This window comes from Moorena producens PAL-8-15-08-1, from assembly GCF_001767235.1.
In the GTDB taxonomy this organism is placed as follows: Bacteria; Cyanobacteriota; Cyanobacteriia; order Cyanobacteriales; family Coleofasciculaceae; genus Moorena; species Moorena producens_A.
The window spans coordinates 4,710,731-4,730,853 of the sequence record NZ_CP017599.1 but is presented as its reverse complement, the minus strand read 5'-3'; the positions used below and the strand labels follow the sequence as shown (position 1 = coordinate 4,730,853).

The 20,123-nt window shown below is 43.7% G+C and carries 17 protein-coding genes; 3 read left to right on the top strand and 14 right to left on the bottom strand.

Annotated features, from left to right (window positions below):
- Positions 1–85 precede the first annotated feature (85 nt).
- The 9 genes from BJP34_RS17600 to pipX all read right to left on the bottom strand — a co-directional run bounded on the left by BJP34_RS17600 (position 86) and on the right by pipX (position 8,350).
- Positions 86–1,030: a sulfotransferase domain-containing protein gene (locus BJP34_RS17600; protein WP_070393468.1), complete on the bottom strand. Its 945-nt coding sequence runs from the start codon at positions 1,028–1,030 to the stop codon at positions 86–88.
- Positions 1,031–1,048: 18 nt separating this feature from the next.
- Positions 1,049–2,392 (bottom strand): murein biosynthesis integral membrane protein MurJ, encoded by a 1,344-nt coding sequence (murJ, locus tag BJP34_RS17595; protein WP_070393467.1) that lies wholly within the window; start codon positions 2,390–2,392, stop codon positions 1,049–1,051.
- Positions 2,393–2,532: 140 nt separating this feature from the next.
- Complete coding sequence (locus BJP34_RS17590; protein WP_070393466.1) at positions 2,533–3,987, bottom strand: GumC family protein; 1,455 nt, start codon at positions 3,985–3,987, stop codon at positions 2,533–2,535.
- 66 nt (positions 3,988–4,053) lie between these two features.
- Positions 4,054–5,310: an RNA-guided endonuclease IscB gene (gene iscB, locus BJP34_RS17585; RefSeq protein ID WP_070393465.1), complete on the bottom strand. Its 1,257-nt coding sequence runs from the start codon at positions 5,308–5,310 to the stop codon at positions 4,054–4,056.
- Positions 5,285–5,464: a hypothetical protein gene (locus BJP34_RS40070; RefSeq protein WP_149031026.1), complete on the bottom strand. Its 180-nt coding sequence runs from the start codon at positions 5,462–5,464 to the stop codon at positions 5,285–5,287. Before BJP34_RS40070 ends, iscB begins: the two co-directional genes overlap by 26 nt.
- Positions 5,465–5,984: 520 nt before the next feature.
- The gene (gene proC / locus BJP34_RS17580) at positions 5,985–6,809 is read right to left on the bottom strand and encodes a pyrroline-5-carboxylate reductase (protein ID WP_083305230.1); all 825 of its coding nucleotides are present in this window, start codon (positions 6,807–6,809) and stop codon (positions 5,985–5,987) included.
- A 69-nt stretch (positions 6,810–6,878) separates the two neighbouring features.
- Complete coding sequence (locus BJP34_RS17575; RefSeq protein WP_070393463.1) at positions 6,879–7,466, bottom strand: cell division protein SepF; 588 nt, start codon at positions 7,464–7,466, stop codon at positions 6,879–6,881.
- Positions 7,467–7,900: 434 nt separating this feature from the next.
- Positions 7,901–8,059: a hypothetical protein gene (locus tag BJP34_RS43555; protein ID WP_158517272.1), complete on the bottom strand. Its 159-nt coding sequence runs from the start codon at positions 8,057–8,059 to the stop codon at positions 7,901–7,903.
- Positions 8,060–8,080: 21 nt separating this feature from the next.
- Entirely contained in the window at positions 8,081–8,350 is a 270-nt protein-coding gene (pipX, locus tag BJP34_RS17570; protein ID WP_070396730.1) for a transcriptional coactivator PipX, read from the bottom strand.
- A 939-nt stretch (positions 8,351–9,289) separates the two neighbouring features.
- Between pipX and BJP34_RS17565 the strand changes: the two genes are divergently transcribed.
- Positions 9,290–10,405 carry a geranylgeranyl reductase family protein gene (locus BJP34_RS17565; protein WP_070393462.1) on the top strand — a complete coding sequence of 372 codons (1,116 nt, stop codon included), beginning with the start codon at positions 9,290–9,292 and terminating at the stop codon, positions 10,403–10,405.
- A gap of 107 nt (positions 10,406–10,512) precedes the next feature.
- Here the strand turns inward: BJP34_RS17565 and BJP34_RS17560 are convergent, their stop codons facing one another.
- The 5 genes from BJP34_RS17560 to BJP34_RS17535 form a co-directional block, all read right to left on the bottom strand.
- Complete coding sequence (locus BJP34_RS17560; RefSeq protein WP_070393461.1) at positions 10,513–11,277, bottom strand: hypothetical protein; 765 nt, start codon at positions 11,275–11,277, stop codon at positions 10,513–10,515.
- A 554-nt stretch (positions 11,278–11,831) separates the two neighbouring features.
- Positions 11,832–12,434, bottom strand: coding sequence for a peroxiredoxin (locus BJP34_RS17555; RefSeq protein WP_070393460.1), 603 nt, complete (start codon positions 12,432–12,434; stop codon positions 11,832–11,834).
- 467 nt (positions 12,435–12,901) lie between these two features.
- A complete protein-coding gene (holB, locus tag BJP34_RS17545; RefSeq protein ID WP_070393458.1) occupies positions 12,902–13,870 on the bottom strand; it encodes a DNA polymerase III subunit delta' in 969 nt (322 codons plus the stop codon).
- A complete protein-coding gene (tmk, locus tag BJP34_RS17540) occupies positions 13,840–14,523 on the bottom strand; it encodes a dTMP kinase (RefSeq protein ID WP_070396729.1) in 684 nt (227 codons plus the stop codon). The genes holB and tmk overlap by 31 nt, the downstream gene beginning before the upstream one ends.
- A 282-nt stretch (positions 14,524–14,805) precedes the next feature.
- On the bottom strand, positions 14,806–16,089 hold the full coding sequence (locus BJP34_RS17535) for an AAA-like domain-containing protein (RefSeq protein ID WP_229424422.1): 1,284 nt from the start codon (positions 16,087–16,089) through the stop codon (positions 14,806–14,808).
- 1,389 nt (positions 16,090–17,478) lie between these two features.
- Here BJP34_RS17535 and BJP34_RS40060 point away from each other — a divergent pair.
- Both BJP34_RS40060 and BJP34_RS17530 read left to right on the top strand, forming a co-directional pair.
- Positions 17,479–17,658, top strand: coding sequence for a hypothetical protein (locus BJP34_RS40060; RefSeq protein WP_149031024.1), 180 nt, complete (start codon positions 17,479–17,481; stop codon positions 17,656–17,658).
- A 1,188-nt stretch (positions 17,659–18,846) separates the two neighbouring features.
- On the top strand, positions 18,847–20,046 hold the full coding sequence (locus BJP34_RS17530) for a glycosyltransferase family 4 protein (protein ID WP_070393456.1): 1,200 nt from the start codon (positions 18,847–18,849) through the stop codon (positions 20,044–20,046).
- Positions 20,047–20,123 lie beyond the last annotated feature (77 nt).

Sequence of the window (20,123 nt, the reverse complement as noted above, 5' to 3'; positions counted from 1 at the left end):
CTCAATGAGTGTTCTTCTCTCATGAGTTTGATCATATCCTGTTCCGTTGTTTCCTTAGTGTTCTTTGTTATTGTTTTTTTATAAATTAATTCCATGACTCCCATGGAACTGAGCGACCAAGTAGTTCTTCCAATGCTGTAACTTCCTGTTTATAATACTTAGTAAGAGCATTTTTGATAGCTGGTGAAATTGACACCTTTTCCTGAGGCTGCACATTAAGGCGTAAATATATCGGATCCAGAGCTCGTCGAATTTTCCTCAAAACTTTGTGAATGGGTTTGTCTTGGGTATATTGACGCATCGACTTTAAAAACTGCTCATAATTCCGGTGAAACCACCAATTTTTTACTGCCTTGCTGGGATTATACACTTTAAATAGATAATCCCCATAGAAGGTTGGATCAATTTCTGCAAATCCACAGATTTTTTCAAGCACAGATTTGGGATTACGGGATAGTTCTTCATAAAAATTAACATAAATTCTATCGGATCCGAATAACTCAAAGTAAGGCTTTAAGTAGACAGAATAACGCCCTTGCTCAAGGGAACGCATATAGGTATAGGTATTTTCGTGATCAAAATTATCATTAATTAATTGCTTGTCAACATAGTTATCAAAGCTGATATCTTGAGGAAGATACTCTTTCTGTTTAGCAAACTTATACCAAGAAATTAAGCGAGACACAGGTTCCCGTAGGATAAATATAAGTTTCACATTTGGTAGAGATAGTTTTATTTTATGAGGTGTCCCTGATGAGTAAAGATAGTCTGGTGTTGCCTCCATCCGAATTTTTTCGCAATGGTAGCACTGAGCAGAACGAAAAATATCATCATATTTTTCTAACCCATCTTCATAGCTATAGTTGGAAGCTTCTGGATAATCTTTATCCAAAAAGAAGCGAATTTCTTTGAGGTTGGAGGTACAAACTTGAGGATGATCAGCTAGATAATAAAACAGTGATGTTGTTGCCGCTTTTGTCGTGCCTCCAATAATCAAGTAAGAGTGCTGTTTAACCCTTGAACTATTCATAGAGTTTATTACCCCTGATTAACTAGGATGGTTTGTGAGTACATAAACACCCTTTCGATGGAGTAGATAGATGATGAGGATCACATAGATAATAGCCATAACAGGCCAACTCATAGCAATACCAATTAATCCCCAAACTTGCCAAAATAACCAACTCAGAGCAACCCCTACAAATGCCATGGTCACCATACTCCAGACAACCAAACCATAAGCTCTCTGAGCATACAAACCAGCTTCAAGCACGGGGATTAGAGAAATAAATGCCAACGACAGCCCTAACCAAAAGAAGACTTGAGAGGTCTGATCAATAGAGGCAGCTTCAAAAGAACCGTGTCCGTATAGCAAACGAATGATTTCCCCATGGGATACCACAATGAAAAGTACTGCAGGTAAGCTTACTAATAGGGTTTTGATCAGGTTTTTGCCCAAAGCCGATCCCAACCGGGATTTATGCCCAGCTAAGTCATGCTCTGTCATGGCAGGCAAACTGGTTGTAGCAATACTGACACCAATAATCGTTTGAGCAGCGGAGACGATCCGAATTGCAAAGTAGAATGTGGAGACCCCGCCAACTGCTACTAAGGAAGGGAGCATCTGGCTCTTGACTAGATTAGAGGCGAGCTTAATCACAAAACCGATAGTGGGTAAAGAACCTGCTTGCCACAGACGCACGAGGTCATCTTTGCCAGCCCAAGCCAACCATTGATGCTGGTGTCCCGCTTTAAAAGCATCTAGAAATACCAGCACAAAGAATCCACCAAATCCCAAGGTATAAGCGTACGCTATCCACAGAGCAATACTAGACTGATGCCATGCCAACCCAATGGCAGCCACTACGAAACCTGGTGCGATCGCATTCCGCAGAGCTACCGCACTAAACCGCCTTTGGCTGTTGAGGATCACACTAAAGACTGCAATTCCAGGAGCAAACAAAACCATTGGCGCACAGACCCGAAACAAAAACGTTGCTTGTGCCCTACCTTCTGGAGAAAATCCTGGGGCTAACCCAGTTATTATCAATGGCGCTAGAATTTCCAACAGAACAGTTAGACCAACACCAAGTACTAAAGCTAAGTTGACAATACCACTGACTAAGCGATGATATTCCCTGAGACTCAGAGCATCTCTGCGCTCCATGAACATTGGAACCAAGCTTTGTCTAGTTCCCTCCCGGCTCACGGTATCAATTAGTCGCGGTAAGCTCAGGGCAACAATCAAGGCATCTGTGGTTTGGCTAGTCCCCAGTTTCGCCGCCATCAAAATGTCTGCAACCCACGCCAGTAGCATACCGAAGAAGGTCAGAGACATCACTCGCAGCGTGGGAGATTTCCACCCTTTGATTATACGGTTGGATAGGTTCATTGCTATTAGTTACTGCCTAGACCTGATTAAGGTAGCAGACTTGGAGTTTTTCCCAATTGGATTGTCCGTGGTGCTAGTTTCCAACAATTAGACCAAATTGTTGGTAGATCCAAATTGTTGCTACTTTTCAACTGACTGGTTTAAGACTCAGGTTGAAGTACCGGAGTGGAATCTTTGGGAGCGTCTGTCTTAGAACTTGGTTTTTCCCAGGCCAGGATAACCAGCCCAGTTGTCATTAAAAGGCAAAGCGCCACAGCTCCGAGGATCACCGTTTTTTTAGTATTACCAACAGGTTCTTTCGGTAAGTTCGGCTCTACTAACAATTGCAGGGTTGGATAAGCACTAGCATGATCGGATTTATTCACGTTTAATTGAGCCGACTTCGCCGTAAATATAGCTTCGGAAATTTGCACCTCTCGCTCAAGCTCAGTCAGGGTTAACTGCTCCTGAATCAACGTCTGAAGTCGGGATTCTAGCTGAGCAATTTGTTCTGCCAAGGTGTTAACTTGACCGGTTAGTCCCTGTTGTTGAGCTCTCTGGTTGATTAACAGTTGTGCCAGATTTGCTCGACCTGTCTGGGCATCTAAGCCTAAATTGAGATTATCCAAACGTTGAACATCCATCCGCTTGCCCAATAGCTGTTGGCTACGAGCAAGTAATGCCTCAAGCGCCGCCTGTTTCTTAGCTTTGAGATTAATCACCTGAGGGCTATTTGGTGTCCATTGAGTATTGAGTATCGTTAGGTTAGCGCTGATATCGCTATAGTTTTGCCAAAGCTTTTTAAAGACTTCATCATCCTGAAGCATCAGAGCATCTGCTGCTTGGTCAGTTGACAACCTGAGGTTAGCTTCTAGCTGCCTTAATCCAGAGGTAGCCGCTTGCTGCTGAGCCAATAAATTAGCACGCTCCACTCGCAACCTCTCTACTTCTTCTGAAAGGTTCTTGATTTGTTCAGAAATTTTGAGCAGTGACTTCTTTTTGAATTGAGAAAGCTTTGTTTGGGCTTTTTTTAAGTTACTATTAGCAGAGTCTAACGCTAACAACGTCTTGTTATCCTGACGAGATGATTCTTCTACTCTTAAGTCATCAATCCGTTTAACTAACGCTTCATAAAAAGCCCGAGTATTTCGCTGAGCTTCCAATGGGCTTTTGCCATCCACTTCAAATTCTATGATAGTGGTACCTCTATCCAAAGAAACCCTTGGCTTGGCAAACTCTTCAAAATCTTTGACTGAGGTATTAACAGCAGCAGCAGCTTTATCTAAAACTACTTCACTCATGGCGATATACTGGTAGTTCTCTCGTGGATCTACCTTTAAAAGATATCCGTAAGGAGATTTCTCACCTGGATTGGAGGAAGCTTGACCGACTCCAGGGAGTTGAACAGATCCTTGAGAACCCACACCAGGTATGATGGCTGCTGCCTTACTTGTGTAAGTTCGAGGGATTTGCTGGAGCACAAAAAAAGCTAAACCCAAAATAGCAGCATTACTCAAAATCCCCAAACTTATGTAGGAAAACCATTTTAAGCGATTGGGTCGAGAACGTTGGCGTGTTTTTGGTAAGGCTCGAATCGGAATTGAAGATTCTGTCATCTGTCTGTCATCAAGTAGATGCAGGAAAGCTTAGGAGGATTTTTTCCAGGTAAAATCCGGCAGATATCAGCAAAAGCTGTAAATATATCCATCTTTTCTGTGTACGGCAAATATATCTTGAGGTTTACAACTCTTGTAGCCCTTCGCTCCTAATGGAGTAAATCCAAAACTGCCCTTGCTTCTGGGAGTCACTTTACCTATCCCTAATTTTTGATGTCTGGCAATATCGCCAGTACTCCAACCCTTGATCGGCCTCAATGGGTTGTGTCTCATGGGGTAGCCATATTTATTGAGTGCAGCCTTTTGTCTGCCTCCTTGTCCCTTGCAGGTTACTAGTAGCGGTTGAGACGTCTTTAGCACCAAGTCTTTGATCTCTCCGACACAAGCGGCATCAATCCAATGCTGCTTAGGTAATCCCAACCTAGTCCGGTTGTATTTTGTCTGAGCACCTGTACCAGTAACTACAGGTTTTATAGCTTTAAGAACTTTGACTATCTTGTTCCGAGTTGTATTCACTGCCGCTGCATCTGTTAATGGTTGTTTGGCAATGGCTAGGATCTTCCGCAACAAGTCTGGTTTCTTTTTTAGGAATTCCTCTATAGGTTTATTTCCTTTTTTCTGATTGCATTTCTCGCAAGCCAGACAAAGATTACTAACTCGGTCGCTTCCACCCTTAGATTTTGGGTGGATATGCTCAATCTGTAGGGGAGTATTTTGCTTGCTACAATAGGCACACTCCCTTCCCCATTTCTCAAGCAAATATTCCCTCACTTCATACCCGGCTAGATCCCCTTGTTGGTACTCGACGCCATTAACTTCAGGATTCTGCATTTTTTGGGTATCAAACTTAACTCGTTCAATCCCAATCTCATTGACTGGACAAAACTTGATTAGTCGTTTAACCCAGGTTTCAGTAGTCAAGACTCTATGCTCTAAGCTAGGAGCAATCCAACCTTCAGGACGCCTACGATTAAGGAACCTTGGCTTTCTGTAACGGGTGTTACGGTTGCGTCTCCCACGTCTAACGGCGCTTCTAGATTCTAGTTTTTTCTTAATGAGTGATCCTTTGTGTTCTAACTCCATTGCCCAAATGACTTGGTCGTTTTGGACTAGAGCAAACCCAGTGGTCTTACTACCCGGATCTATCTTGATTTGACAAGGTGAGATAGTCGGATTTGGGATCGCAGTCTTGAGGATGATCGTAAATGGATACATCCTAAAAACCGCAGCTTTCCCTTTGTCCAATAAACGTCGTGCTTTTTTGGGGGATATGGGGTTTAATGGCTGTTTGTTTGTGTCAATGACAAATACGTAATTTGGCATTTTTAGTGCATCTCAAATCGGTAACGTGTTCCGGACTTCGTCCCGCTACGCGAACGGTAATGTTGAAAAGGCTTGTCAAGCCAACCACACATTTTGCCTTGACCTTAATGGTTGGCGACAGAGCCAGAGACTGGAGTTCATCCCTGGGTGTCATGACCAAATCAACGTAGGAAGCTAATCCTAAACCTGCATCCTAGTTAGATAACTTCCGGGTCTTGCCGGAAATTACCAAGGCTTTTACTAGGAGTCCACAAATTTACATTCAGACTAAATTATGAATATTTTGTGATTATTGTAGTTCAGATCCGGTACTTTTAAACCATTGCGGCCAATGGCATAAATCCTCTAGCTGCTATTATAGAACTAGTTGACAGAACTAGATGACGCCCACAATAGGTTTTTTTGGCTATTCATTAAAATAAAACCCCCATAGGACTACAGATGCAGATGGGGTTAACCAAGGCCAACTAACAACGGCCTAGTCTAATAGATATTAAGATTCACGTGATCAATCAGTTCTGATCGATTTTCCACCTACCCTAAACCGAACGCCAAGGGCGAAGAACCTTCAACCTTGGCCTTGGCCTATTGGCCACGCGGGGCGCGTTTGGCCACGCAATCGCGTTCAACCTTCAACCTCCAACCTTCAACCCCCAACCTCTAACTTTAAACCTTCAACTTCCCAACTCTCGAGAACGCTGATAAGACCCCAAAACCGCCTCAATCAAAGCCGAGCGAAAACCAGCCTTCTCCAACTTAGCGATCGCAGCAATCGTCGTTCCCCCAGGACTAGTAACCTGATCCTTCAATTGAGCTGGATGCATTTCAGTTTCCTGCAACAGCTGGGCTGTCCCCAATACTGTAGACTGGGCCAACTGCAATGCGATCGCTCTGGGTAATCCAGCTGCCACGCCCCCATCTGCTAGGGCTTCGATCAAAATCGCCACATAAGCTGGGCCTGACCCAGATAAACCGGTCACCGCATCCATCAGGTGTTCCGGAATCTCGACTACTTCACCAACAGCCCTAAAAATTGTCTTTGCTCGCTCCATTTGATCAGGCGAAACCCATTTTCCTGCCGCCAGCGCTGTGATTCCCGCCCCAACTGTTGCAGGAGTATTAGGCATTGCCCGGATCACTGACTGGGATGGAAAAGCGTTTTCGAGCCGTTCCAGAGGCACTCCAGCTAGAATTGAAATCACCATTGGTAACGTTCCTAAGCTGTGACCGTTGTCACCTCTACCCATTACCAGTTGTGCTGCTACCGCTTCAAATACCTGAGGTTTAATTGCCAGTAACAAAACCTCTGATGCTGCTGCTGCCGCTTGGTTATTGACAGTGACCCTAATCCCGTATTCTTGCGCCAAAGCATCACGGCGCTGCTCCAGCAGCTCACTCACCAAGACCTCATCAGGCTGGTAAAGTTGTTGGGCAAGTAGGCGGGATAGGAGGGCTTCTCCCATGACACCGCCACCAATTATGCCAAGTTTTATAGGCAACCCAACACCTCTCTTTTCAACTATTAATGTTATTCACGCGCGCACTAGACACTGGTCAAGTCCTGACTCTTACTGAGCCATCTGATCTGGCTCAGAACCCCAGGCTGGTGACGGAGCTGTCTGACGGGGAGGAGGAGCCTGGGGAGTAGGTATCTCATGAATCACACCAGACTGAGTACTTACCTGAACACAGCTTGGTGTAAACAAGAAAATACTTTCACCAATACGCTCTTGGTGACCATCAATAGCGTAAGTCCCACCAGCTACAAAGTCAACTGCTCGTTGTGCTTGGTCTGGATCCATGATGGTCAGGTTTAAAACCACCGACTTCCGTTCCCGCAGTGCCTGAATCACTTGGGGCATTTCTTCAAAGGAACGAGGTTCAATCACTGCCACTTCTGAAATGCCATTGACTGCTCCAGGCATGCCAATCACATTATTGATCGGAGATGGCCCTACCCCTGCTTCTGATACCGTTGTCCGCTCCCGAGAACGTCGTCTGGTCGGACGTTCCTCCTCTGGTGGCGGTTGAACCGGTTGCTCTTGTGGGTAGGGAGTTGGGTAGGCATCCCCCTCAATGTCTTCATATTCGTATTCGTATTCCACTGGCTCATTCAGACCGACGAAATCGCGCAGCTTATTAAAAATACCGCTCATAGTCAACTCTCCATCACAACTTTAGTGTAAGCTTCTGCAAAGCCGATAATCGACCTTCTCTAGGGCAGCAGTCTTTAGTAGATGCTTAGACTAGAACTTAAACAGTCTAACTTACCCTTGAGCTTACTTAATAATTTTCACCCTTGAGAACACCACAAGGTTATCAATATAAGAGATAGATCTGCCTTCTGATCGGGGTGTAGTTCTGGAAAAAAGCAACTTTCAGAAGGCTATGCCATTATATATAAGAGGGCAATATTGATGATGGATGTGGTTGGGTATATACTACCCCATTACTTCCTCATCCGATCATCTCATTTCACCAGACGCTCACAATGGTCGTTGGGACCTACTTTTGGCGGTAAGACCAACCCATTCAACAACCTTCGATTTGGTTGTGGGTACTTCAAATTTAGCTTCCAGCAAAAGAAGCCCTAGGTCGTAACCACTTTTGGAGGCAATCCCGCAGATGGCGCAGCATCAGCCCCTCCCCTAGCTTCTAGGGACCTAGTTTTAGTAACTGCTTTCAGCGGTAAATTGGGTGGGATTTGTTGGGGAATCTTGGTAATGGGTTCTGTAATTAAACCAATCATGGGAAGGTTTCCTTATGGAACTTATTGGAAGGTTTGCTGATGGATAACTCTAAGCTGCTCATAATCAGCCGATGAACCACTGCGCCTAAGTAAGCGCAGGCGATTTTCTACCAACAGCCGAGCCTCAGAACGACTGATTGGCTCAAAGGCAATGCCATTGGTAGTACTTTTCACCAAAAAGAAAAGTCTCTGGGCATAGATCGTAGTGAACAACTCTTGTTGTGGTTCAACAATGCAAACTCGAAACAGTAGACCAAAATTGGGGTGATTGAGGTAGTTTTCAGAACTCATCAAAATCCATATTAGGCGGGACTTGAGCACCGAACGATCTTAGGTTAGGTCAAATAAGTCATTGCTATGGCTTACTTTCCCTTAGTAAGGTTAGTGGTATTATGCCAGGGGTTTGGTTGGGAGCGTGAATTCAGGTAAGACTAGGAGTCAGCAAGACCCTAACAATTCCTAAAGACCAAAACCGAAGTTATAGAGATAATAGCTTGAGCGCGTGGATTTGAGTTTGCCAGGTAGAAAATTAGGGCTAGTGGTGATTTTGTTTCTGACGGCATTAGACTTCTAAGATAATGGCCATCTGATATAACTTCCCAAGTCTACCCAAATCTGCTATAACAAAATCTCTCCTACCTTGGTTGAACTCCTCAATACCGATACCAACCGATTTGAGATAGACTGAGGATTGAGAAGAAGCTCATAGGGAAAGAGGATGGGGAAGGAAAAAATACACTAATCGTTTTGGCTATAGTTTTGGCTGTGAATTCGTGAAACTTTAATAAAGATTGCTCAAAACTCTACATGTTTCAAAAATTATAGGTCAATAATGGTTATACAAACTAATGATTACCCTAATAATTAGCCAACTAAACTATCCGGATTAACGAGTCTAATGACTGAAAAATTGAATGAACAAGAGACAAAAACTATCAGTGTAGAGGTGCATCCAGATAATAACTGATTAGGCGTTTTCAGGATGTTATTGATTAAGGGTAAGCATTTTGGTAATAGCCTAATCTCGACCCTGCAATGTTTGTAGGGTCATTATTATGAATTGATAGTGATTTTACAATTCCCGAATGTTAGTTTGTCTCAATTGCTGGGCATCATGGGTGAGTAAGTCCTGGTAAATTGGTCACTCAACTTGGATAGTAGGCTGACACACTGGGCTGTTAGTCTGTGAACTTCAATCGATAAATCTTTGAGGAGTAAAGTAGAAACATCATGTTTGACTGCATAATCGTTGGTGCGGGACCGGCTGGTGGAACGGCTGCTTATCACCTGGCTAAAGCTGGAAAATCTGTGGTGGTTCTAGAAAAAGAATCCTTACCCCGGTACAAAGCTTGTAGTGGTGCGGTTTCCCCACAAGTGCAACAGTGGTTTGATTTCGACTTTACACCTGCGATATCTCTGAAAGCTGAGAGTGTACGCTACACCTGGAAAATGGATGATCCAGTAGAGGTGAAACTGGACACTCAAGAACCAGTTTGGATGGTGCAACGGGATGTTTTCGATCACTATCTCATCCAACAAGCCCAAAAACAAGGTGCTGAAATTCGAGATAATACAGCAGTTACAGGGGTGGAGTTTAAGGGGGACCACTGGCAGGTCAACACTGTCAATGGGACTGTTGAAGGTCGCTACGTAATTGCGGCTGACGGTGCTACTGGACCGATGGCAAAATGGTTGGGATTCAAAGAACGTAAGTCACGTCTGGCATTAGCCCTAGAGGTGCCCAAATCCGAAACCAATAGTACGGAGATCCATTTTGACTTTGGTCAAGTCAAAAATGGCTTTATCTGGAATATTCCTAAAGCCGAAGGCTACTCCATTGGTCTTGGCTCCTTACGGGGTGGTGACCTGAAAGACATGGAAAAGATAGTCAAAGGTTATGCGGAGAAATCCGGCTTAGACCTGAGTAGCTGTAAACAGCACGAAGGTGCCATCTGCGTCTGGGAACGTCAGGAAAAGCTGGATACACAAAATGCTGTATTAGCTGGGGAGGCAGCCTGTGTGGTGGATCCCATGACTGCTGAGGGAATTCGACCCTCCATGTTCAGTGGCATGAAAGCAGCTGAGGCCATTCAACAAGCTTTGGCAGGTCAAGCTGATGCCTTAGAAAACTATACCCAGGTGATGCAGCAAGAACGGGGAACTGATATGAGTTGGGCTGCTAAGCTCGCTGGTGCGTTCTACAGCTTTCCCGGAATTGGGTACAAAGTCGGCGTTAAAAAACCCGTTGCTACTCAAATCATGCTCAACATTCTGTGTGGACAATTACGCTACTCCGAAGTAGTAAATCGTGCCATGAAGCGCTTGAACCCATTAAGCGGGGGATAATGGTGATCAGATAATTGATTTGATCACCTATTCTATCACCTAAAAAGTTAGGGTTGTTGAGGGTTGACAGTCAAGGGTCAACCCTCAACCGTCAACAGATCACAGGATTAATGTCGGGTAAAAATGACCATAGTTGACCCCACCACAGGACTACGGGCAACTAACTTTCCTTTTAGGTCAGTAATTTCCAACTTGCTAAAGTCTAATTCTTGAGACTGACTCAGCATCCTTTGAGCTAAGGTATTCTGCTGAGCATCGTTGAGTTGGTACCACTCATCACTGACCTTCACCAAAAGCATACTTGTGAGAAAGTTCGCTTCAATTGCTTCAATCAGGTCATTACCGTACTGAGCCGTAATACCCGTAATTTGATTTTGAATTGCTACAATCAGGCTTTGTTCAGGAGTTAACTCTGGTGTGGGTATGGGTTCCGATTCCACAAGTTGTGATTCCTCAGCCACTTCCAAATTTTCTGGAGAATTAATGGTATCACCAGGAACTTGTGCCACCTGTGCTGGTGTCTTTGGTAGAAGCGCTAGTGTTGTCCATAGAACGACTACTACCACGCTTGCGATCGCACCAGTCAACATCCAATCAGACAGTTTTTCATTCCAAGCTGCCGGTAGCAAGGAGCGGACTTTTTTTAAGGTGCCATCCCAAAACCGGCCAAGAGTACTAAGAATCGGCAGCAAGCGATTCATTAATCCAGACTTAGGCTCAGAAGACGATAACTTTCCTTTGCCAGTTGTCTGAGGCGATGGACTTGTTGTTTCCAAGCTGTCTTCGGATTTATCTGTCACTGATTGTGTCGGCGGCGTTTGAATTGGTTCATCCTTTGCCGCTTCTGGCTGCTGTTTTTGCTCTTCTGACATTGTATTTCCTCCCAGGCAGCGCCATTTTTTGATTCAATGGATTCACACTCCTCCTACTCACTATATGCGGACCAACATCTGTAGGTACTGACACAGACTTCTTGACCATTTTGCCACAAAGAACGAGCATTCTTGACTGGTCTAGTGCGGGAGGACAGCAACAGGTACGACCCGTGGCGAATTTAATTCTTAATGGTAAGAGCGCACCTAATGGTAAGAGCGCACCTATGTTGTTTTCCGGTACTTCCGTGCTATGGCAATTCTGATTTTGGTAAGGTATAGAAAATTTTCGCTACTCCCGACTCCCGACTCCCGACTCCCGACTCCCGACTCCCGACTCCCGACTCCCGACTCCCGACTTCCTGCTCTCTAAAACCCAATACAAAAGTACCTCACCTAATTGAAAACTGCTGTTGTATCACTACCTATTTATCACTACCCTCAAAATCTTCCCATAATGTTAATGGGAAATTGAAGAGGTATTATACCCACTCAATTTCCCAGTATCAAAGCTCCGTCTTCAAGGTAGGAGGGCGGAGATATTTGCGATTCGGTTATACCGCAGCAAAGTAAACTTTTGATTTAACAGGGTCAGGGTTCATAGTTTTGTCACCTGGTTGCCACCCTGCTGGGCAAACTTCATCGGGATGAGCTTGAACGTATTGAATCGCTTTCAAGGTACGCAGGGTTTCGTCAACGCTACGACCAAAGGAGAGGTTATTGATAGTAGCGTGCTGGATTATGCCCTCCTTGTCGATGATGAATAAACCACGCAAGGCAATACCGGCTTCCGGGTCAAGAACGTTGTAAACTGTGCTGATTTCTTTTTTGATATCAGAAACCAGAGGATAAGCTAGATCGCCTACACCACCATTCTTGCGGTCAGTCTGAATCCAAGCTAGGTGAGAGAATTCACTGTCAACAGAGACGCCAAGGACTTCGGTGCCTAGTTCTTTGAATTCTTCAAAGCGATCGCTAAATGCAGTAATTTCGGTAGGACAAACAAAAGTGAAGTCTAGGGGATAGAAAAACACAACGACGTATTTACCACGATAGTCAGACAGTTTAATTGTCTTGAACTCTTGCTCGAATACAGCAGTGGCCGTGAAGTCGGGAGCCAGTTGGCCTACCCGGAGACATCCTTCTGTTGTAGTCATGTAGTTATGCTCCTTAAAGTGTGTAGGGTGTCAGTTGGCTACAGATTGCTGATCAAGTGGTGGTCACCTCAAACCATGCTACTCATACTATTTCTCAAAGTGCTGGCTAAATACATACATCTTGAGAGGGAGTTCATGGATAAGAAAATGATCTACCCAATATCCGATTTTCATGGCCAGACCATGATCTGTAACCAACCACACAAATGGTATCAAATCTAATTGATTATTTACGAACCTTTACAAATATATCATAGTCATAACGATTTTGATTAGTAGGGTTTTCTTCAGGTGCGACAATCACGCGAATTTAATTCTTAATGGTAAGAGCGCACCTAAATATCCAGTATTAGAAAATACTTGATGGAGCTTTATCCTTGATCCTTTCCACCTTATCCTTGATCCTTCCTATTTTATCCTTGATATTTTCCACTTCATCGTTTATAATAGCGACTTTATAATTGATCCTAAATCCTTGATCCTTCAAGAATACTCAATTCCAACAGGGTTACCTCCCAAACCAATCGCGGTTGAGCATAACTGAGCAGGTATCGCCGAGCTTGCTCTAGCTTTTTAATCATGTCTGGTTGAGTGTGTGATTGCCAGTAGCAGTGTTGTAAATACTTTACTAACCAAAGCTGAGTGTGGGTATCCAGCTTGTTGTCGATTTCCTTTGCCAGTGCTAATGCTTGACGGGATGTGTGGGGTAACTGTGTAAGTTGGGTGAGTAAGTTTGGGGGCATAGCTTGGAGTTGTTCAAAAGCAGCGATCGCTTCCCCTGGACTTCCCTGGGCAATGGCGAGTACTGATGGTTCCTGTAAAATCTGTTGATGACCGGTTTGCCGCAGCACTGTTGTCATAGTTTCGGGCCCCAGGCGATAAAATGGAATCCGCTGACAGCGAGACACTAGGGTCGGCAACAAAGACTCAGTGCTAGGTGCGATCACAATCAACGTAGCGTTTCCCGGTTCTTCGAGAGTCTTCAGCAAACCATTGGCTGCTGGCTCTGCCATAGTTTGTGCCTGCTCTAGTACCACCACCTTGCGCGATGCTTCTAGAGGAGAATTACTCAGAAACCGAGCAATTTCCCGAATTTGTTCCAACCGAATTTGGGGGGGTGCCTGACGCTGAATTCCTTTTTGGACAGCCTCTGTAGCAGAAACAAGTATACCATTGTGGAGATAGGTTGGCTCTACCCACAATACATCCGGGTGATTGCCCTGAATCAGTCGTTTTTTAATTGATACTTGCCCATCAGCTGGGATACCTTGACAAAACAACTGTTCAATAAAAGCCCGTGCTACCAGATTCCGCCCCACCCCAGATGGACCGGCAAACAGGTAGGCAGGGGCAATGCGGTTGGTTGTAATTGCTCCGTGCAATAATGCGATCGCTTGGTCTTGCCCTAGGATAAAATCGAATGCTCCTGGAACCATGATTTAAACCGTTCACGCAAAATCTTCTGAATGGAATTATGGACTTCCTCCTCACTGTAGCTAGCATCTACCCGAACAATCCGATGGGGATTTTGTTGATACAACTGCTGAAATCCCTGCTGCACTCGTCGGTGAAATGCTAAGTCAGCTTGCTCCATGCGGTCAACGCTTCCCCGCTGTCGCGCCCGTTCCAGACCAATTTCGACATCAATATCCAGCCACAGGGTGAGGTCACTTTCCAGTCCACCGGTAGCAATTTGATTAAGCTGCTCAATCAATTTCAAGTCAATACCTCGCCCATAACCCTGGTAGGCAATTGTCGAATCTGTGTAGCGATCGCATAAGATAATTGCTCCGTTGACCAACTGTGGCTTAATCAACTCTTCAACATGTTCAGCCCGATCAGCAGCATAGAGTAAAAGTTCAGCCCGAGGGTGAATCGGTGAGGAATCTTTATCCAGTAGCAGTTGCCGAACCTTAGCGCCTAATAATGTTCCCCCCGGTTCTCTAGTGACTACAACGGGCATGGTTTGATCCAAAGTACCTAGACAGTCTTGTAAGCCACCAGCTCGAAGCCAATTTGAGCATCGCTGTAGTTGGGTAGTTTTCCCACCGCCTTCCACTCCCTCGAAAACAATTAGCTTACCGCTCAAGCCCACCTCCTTTACTAGTCATGCCTAAACATGTTGATAGCCTACAGGTTAAACAATAGGTTTAACAAGCTCAGGCACAGTAGTTTTAAAGGATTGATGTTATAAAAAATCATCTCTAGTCTAATTAAAATGCTATAGTTAATCTTAATTTTTACGGTTAACGGTTCATTGCTTAAGGTTAACCGTCAACATCAAACTAAAATAAACTTATTAGTCAGTTGGGCATTAATCACTTGGGTAAATTAGATGTTCAATAGCTGTCCCAACTTTCTTGGAGATAAATCACTTCTCATTAAGCTGTGCTAAGAAATACTGACGATATAAATCACAACTTGGCATGACGTGATTTTCGTCAAAGGTTATCAAACCTATATTTTTTAATCTATTGATTAAGATTGAATCTAACTCAACACCTCTATCGGTTTGAATCACCTTGTTGAAGAAAGTGGCTAACTCAGCATTTTGCCTAAGTCTAGTTAATTTTAGCAGCAGATGATCCCTATAAATTCCCTCTCGGGTAGGTGCTTGCTCAAGAAGTTTTTCTAGGCTAAGGTTTTGACAAGCCAAGTGATAGAGAGCAAGCTGAACTAATTTCGGATGTCCCCCCACCATAGCCATTAATTTCTCGCTAGCTTGACCTCTAAACCAATCGAGTCCATAAACCTGGGCTAACTGCTGAATTTGTTGAGGGTTAAACTGCGGTAATTCAATGGGCAATCCTAAATTCGATAAATAGTCAGCTATTGTAACAGGAATATCAACTTCTGTGGAGTAAGCAACCACAAGCCGCAGTTTTTGCCAAGGTGTCACCTGTTTGGCAGCCTCAGACCAAGATCGCAACAGAGGAAAAAAGTCAAGAGCTGTTTCGGTATGCTCAAGGAGCCGATTCACTTCATCAACTGCCAAAACTAGGGGCTGTTCAAGGGACTCTAAGATATGTCCTTGAAAAAAAGAGCTACAGCTTGCTTTACTGCCGATGTCCTCATCCCAATAGTCATCCAGTTGCTTGGCAAGCACCAGTTGATTAGATAGATTAGCACACAACCAGCGTAATAGCCGATCTAAATTACTTAAAATCCCTCTTTCAGCTTGGGCAAAATTAATCAATACTGTTCCGTAACCCAGGGATTTTGCCCGGTCTAGTATCCGCAGCATCAAAGAGGTTTTACCAGTCTCTTTCGGGGATCTAATCAGGATTAGGCTTCCGAGTTGTTCAATGGCTTGGTAAGCCATTTCTTCCACAGGGGGACGTTTAATGTAAAAGGCTGATGATAGGGGAACTACTCCAATCGGAAAAGTTGGGCATTGGCTCAAGGATTGGTAATATTGCTCGATTCGCTCTTGGTGTAAGGGATTCAGAGGAATGCTAGCTAAAACTGGTTTGAAGTTGCCCTTAGTGATTGGTTTGTCAAAAAACTTGCTGAGCAATAGCCATAACTTAGAAGCGATTCTCCTGAGATATTCACTACCGTAGTGTATTTCCTCCGCCATCTCGGTATAGGTTTTTTCTTCCCAGGCTTGGTACAGAATCCATTTCTGAAGGGAAGTCAATTTAGTGTACCCCATCACTGTGAGTACATCTATGAGCTGATCTACTGTCATCGTCTTACTCTGTGCACCTTTTGCTGATGGTCTTGAGTCAGAGATGACCAAAACCAAGGTATATCAATTGTTTGAATAATTATAAGGAATATATATAGTGTTGATCATACCGATTAGGTACATTCAATTTTATTAGCCTCTTGCGCGCGGGGATTCCTACTCTCTATTCCCTACTCCCTACTCCCTACTCCCTAGTCCCATTAACCCACGACGAAAGTACCTCACCCAATTCACAACTGCTATAGAATTTCTAACTGAATTGTAAACAAAGATTACAATTTTTTAGATTGTCTTGATGCAAAGCGCGAGTGGGGGAAACCCCCGCAGGTCGGCGCTGCATCGCTACCAAAAATCTTTATATACTTTATTAGCTCTTGCCTCTTGCCTCTTGCCTCTTGCCTTTTCCTAAGCAATTAGGTTCACAACTCAAATGGAAATTCTATAGTTAAGTGTCACACACCCTTTTCGGGATCAGTAACCTGATCAGATCAGGAGGTGCGACCCGTGGCGAATTTAATAATTAGATGCGGAAAGCGCACCTATAGCTTTATTCCAGTATGGCACGGAATGGATAGTTAGGTGGCATGATAATCAATTAGTTACATTGAACACTTGACAATTTAAATAAATTAAGTATAATTTTAAAAATAAAATCAGTTTTGGGCAAATTTTGCCGTCAAATTTCAAGTTAATTGATAATAGTCTCAATAAAGCGGTAGATTAGTGGGCTAAATGGCCAGCATATAGCCGCCACGATGTAACCAAATCCTCTGAGACATTGGCTACAGCTTTTCATTGACAGTGCAAGGTCACATTTGTAATGATTCCTTTGGGATATAAAATTATGGGTGTATCACGGTCTAGATCGAGTGGCTCTGGGAGTCAAAGATCAAATTCAGGGCGATAGACTGTGAGGCGATAGTCCACACGTCAGTTTGTAACATTCAGTTTAGTATGTAGACTCTAGTATCTATACTGTGGCGGTGCTTGCAATATTTTTGATTAGAAATACTTAAGGTGTTCTAAATTAAGCGGTTCTCGGTGTTTGTGTTCCCGTAGCGAGACGCAGTAGCTTCCAAACTACACTTTCAAGTGCGAAATGTGGGATACCAAGCAATCCCTATCTACTAGTTAGCACTACCATCTTGATTGGAATTATGGTTCCCATCCATATCCTGCTGCGTTTTTTACCAAGACTATCAGAGTCCAAAATATTAATAACTTATATCCTATTCCGTTGACTAATTATCATATCCCTTCCCGGGTAATTGGTAATTAGTAAGTAGTTGGATACAATTTAAGTTGACTGTCCATACAAGGGAACTTCGGAGAAGGGAACAGGGAAAGAAAGCGATGCAGCGAGGTAGCTCATCAAGACAGGGTTTGAGCAACGTTAAGTTTCTTAAGACAGTTAAAAAAATTATCTCCGAGTGCTTAATTGCTAAAGCGATGCAGCGCGGTCTTGGGGAGCCAGTGCCTTCACGCGGGGGTATCCCCCGGAGACGAAACCTGTTTATTGTGGAGCCTTTATAGTTAGCAGGTTATGCAGAAAAGGGTTAAATATTTGTTAAGAAGGCGACCCTATCTTACGGTAACTTGGCCTACGGCCACGCTTGGCCTACGGCCACGCCAAAGGCGAACGCGAACAAACCATGAGCAACTGGCGTGGTTTCCCCCGGAGACCAAACCTGATTACGTTGAGCCTTTATGGTTGGTCGGCTATGCAGAAAAGGGGTAAAACTTATTGATTAAGGCTCAACTGTCTTACGGTAAATTCAAACCACTCGCGCTTTGCATCAAGACAAAGTAGTTAACAATTACCCATTAACGATTACCCATTACCAAGAATCTAGTTAATATTTGGGTTGGAAAGTAATTAACCGAACATTATCTAATATCATGTCCGGTGATTTCCGTATGCTTAAGTGTTGTCTGGAAAATTTGTCTGGAAATAATTTTAAGCTTTTTGAAGTTGAGAGTAATTCACAAACTATTCACAAACTACTAATAGCGATTTCTAAATCCAGTGGCTACTCAATTTTTAATAACTATCCGGATTTATAGTTTTGAAGGTGTAGTTAATAATTAGTTATTAAACTAAAATTTACTAAGTTTTTATGATTTTAAAGACCCCAACAATTTCTTTGGTTAAGAAAAATATAATTCTATCCTAGGTTAGGGGATTTAATCAATGCCATTGACTTACTATTGATAGGGAATCAAGGGTAGTGATTCCAATCATACTACTTAGTTGGTGAAGACACTATGCTTAACTATATAGAATTTCCAAATAGATCATAAAACCCAATACTGATTTATCAGCACACCAAAAAATCCTCGAATCGTTTTGAGGCATCGCGGTAGTAGTAAATGATGTAGTGGTTTGGCTACAGTCTGTTCAAAGTAAGGGCAGCTCAAATCACTACTTGTGTACGACTACCCATAGCGCAAAATTTTGGAAAAAATTAGCCAATTTAGTCAGTATAAGCTTACGCATTAGTCTACTTCAATTAACTCAAATAAATTCATAATTCGTTAACTTAAAAAACTGATGGTTCGATAAATTTGGCGAAACAACTACTTAGATAAAATTATCCCCATCTCCATAATAAGGAGTTTGAGCTGAGGGTGCGACGAAATAAGTTAAAATGCCGACTCTATCAGCAACCTAGCCCTACATAACTTATTCTCAAACAGTTTTACTTCTTATTAATTCAAGTAATGCAAAAACTAATTTTAACTATTTTCTATCAGTTTAATCCTTGGCATAGCAGCATTGGTGGGATTCAAACCGTCATCCGCTCCTTTATCAAATATGCTCCGAGTGAGTTCGAGGTGCGGTTGGTGGGAACAGGAGACCTGGCTTCAGCTTCCGGTGTATGGCAAGAAGGGGAACTAGCGGGTCGAGCCATTCAATTTATGCCCCTGTTTCCTCTCGAAGATGACAATGTTAGGCGCTTAATACCCACGACGCTAAAGTATACAACTGCCCTGTTCGGTCGTTCTTTGGCATCGGATTTTATGCATTTTCATCGCATCGAACCTAGCTTAGCAGCTCTCAATTGGTCTGGAGAGAAGACGCTGTTTGTACACAATGACATTGCCAAGCAGATGAATCCTGCAACGGCTAATAATGGCATTCTTTGGCAGCGTTTTTCTGCAAGCTATTTTGCCCTCGAACGCTTACTGGTTAAGCAATTTAGCCAAATTTTTTCCTGCAATACTGAATCAGCTAAGTTTTATCAACAGCGTTATCCAGCGATCGCAAATCGTGTTGCTTATCTGAAAAACACCGTTGATGACGAGGTATTCTATGCCCTAAACCCAAAGGAACGAGAACAGGGACGCAAAGCTCTGGCACAGGAGCATAATTTGTGTGAACAGACCCGTTTTATCCTCTTTGCCGGTCGTCTGCATCCTCAAAAAGACCCGATGTTACTGATACAGGCGATGGCAGCGTTATATAATCCCAATGTTCACTTACTGATTGCTGGGGATGGGGAGTTAAGGGATGAACTCCGTGCTGAAATTTGCTTTCTTGGGTTGTCTAAGCGAGTGACTATGCTTGGAGCAGTAGGTCAGGAAAAACTAGCAGACTTATACCGTGTCTGTAGTGTATTTGTTTTGACTAGCGTTTACGAGGGACTGCCCTTGACTGTCCTTGAGGCTCTCGCCTGTGGGACACCTGTAGTGACCACGAATTGTGGTGAAACCCCCAAATTTCTCGGTGCTGACAGTGGGATTGTTTGCAAAGAGCGTACTGCAGTTGCGATCGCAGATAGTTTGGGTAAGGTCTTGCACCATCCAGAGAATTATCCAGCCTCCTCCTGTGTGCGCACCGCTCAACCCTATAGTGCTCGCACAGTTGTCAGCAGTGTTTATGAGCAAATGCTCAACCGTGCTCACCAACGGTCTCTGTAATCTCTGTCTAATCGGCTGCCTTTAATCAAGATAGAGCAGTCAAATTTTAGAGCAGTCAAATTTACATGCTCAGGGTG